At 68.9% G+C, this 1367-nt stretch carries 1 protein-coding gene; it reads left to right on the forward strand.

Annotation, left to right across the window (positions count from 1 at the left end):
* On the forward strand, positions 1 to 1367 hold a 1367-nt coding region (locus tag A5694_RS05270), incomplete at both ends, for a DUF4118 domain-containing protein (RefSeq protein ID WP_131809513.1).

Below are 1367 nucleotides of genomic sequence, written 5' to 3' on the forward strand. Positions count from 1 at the left end.
GGCCCGGAGTCCGAGACGCTGGTCCGCCGAGCCTCGCGGATCGCGTCGAAGTCCAGCGCCGAGTTGCTGGCGCTGCACGTGCTGCGCGGTGACGGGCGCTCGCCCTTGCCCGATGCCCGGATCGGCAAGATCCGCGAGTTGGCGGCCAGCCTCGGCGTCTCGCTGCACGTCGTCGTCGGCGACGATGTGCCGACCGCGCTGTTGGATTTCGCCCGGGACGTCAACGCCACCCAGCTGGTGATCGGGACGTCGCGGCGGTCCCGCTGGGCACGTTTGCTCGACGAGGGTATCGGTGCGACGGTGGTGCGGCTGTCCGGGAAGATCGATGTCCACATAGTGACTCATGAAGAGTCCGGGCAAGGCTTTCGCGGCGGAGCGCTCTCGGCTCGGCAACGCCGTGTGCTGCCATGGCTAGCGGCGGTGCTCGTGCCGTCGCTAGTCTGCTGGATCACAACCGCATGGCTGGATCCGGTGCTGCGCCTAGGCGGAGAGAGCGCGCTGTTCTTCGTCGGCGTGCTGGTGGTCGCCCTCCTCGGCGGCGTCGCCCCCGCAATGCTGTCGGCTGTGGTCTCGGGCCTGCTGCTCAACTACTTCCTGATCGACCCCCGACACAGTTTCACCATCGCCGAAACCGATTCGGCGATCACCGAAATCGTGCTGCTGCTGGTCGCGGTCGCGGTCTCGGGGTTGGTGGACCGCGCCGCCGAACGCGCCAGGGAAGCCGGCCGCGCCTCGCGGGAAGCCGAGTTGATGACACTGTTCGCCGGATCGGTGCTGCGCGGAGCGGATCTGGACAGCCTGCTGGAACGGGTGCGCGAGACCTACACGCAACGCTCGGTGAGCCTGGTACGGGTGCCGAGCGGAGCCGCGGCCCCCGAACAGCCCGAGGTCGTCGCTTCGGTCGGCGAGAACCCCTGCATGTCGGTGGCTCTCGCCGACACCGCGATCGATGTCGGCGACAACGAGTTTTGGATGTTGATGGCCGGCCGCCAGTTGGCCTCCCGGGACCGCCGGGTGCTGTCGGTGGTGGCGCGGCAGGCCGCGGGACTGGTACGCCAGGAGGAATTGGCGGTCGAAGCGGGGAGGGCCGACGCCGTGATGCGCACCGACGAACTGCGCCGCTCCCTGCTGTCGGCGGTCAGCCACGACCTGCGTACCCCGCTAGCGGCGGCCAAGGCGGCCGTGTCGAGTCTGCGCGCCGACGACGTCGCGTTCTCACCGGATGACACCGCCGAACTGCTGGCCACCGTCGAGGAATCCGTCGACCAGCTCACCGGTTTGGTGGGCAACCTGCTGGACTCCTCACGACTGGCCGCGGGCGTCATTCGACCGGAGCTCACCAAGGTGTACCTGGAGGAGGTCGTGCA

This window comes from Mycolicibacter sinensis (genome assembly GCF_001667945.1).
GTDB lineage: Bacteria > Actinomycetota > Actinomycetes > Mycobacteriales > Mycobacteriaceae > Mycobacterium > Mycobacterium sinense_B.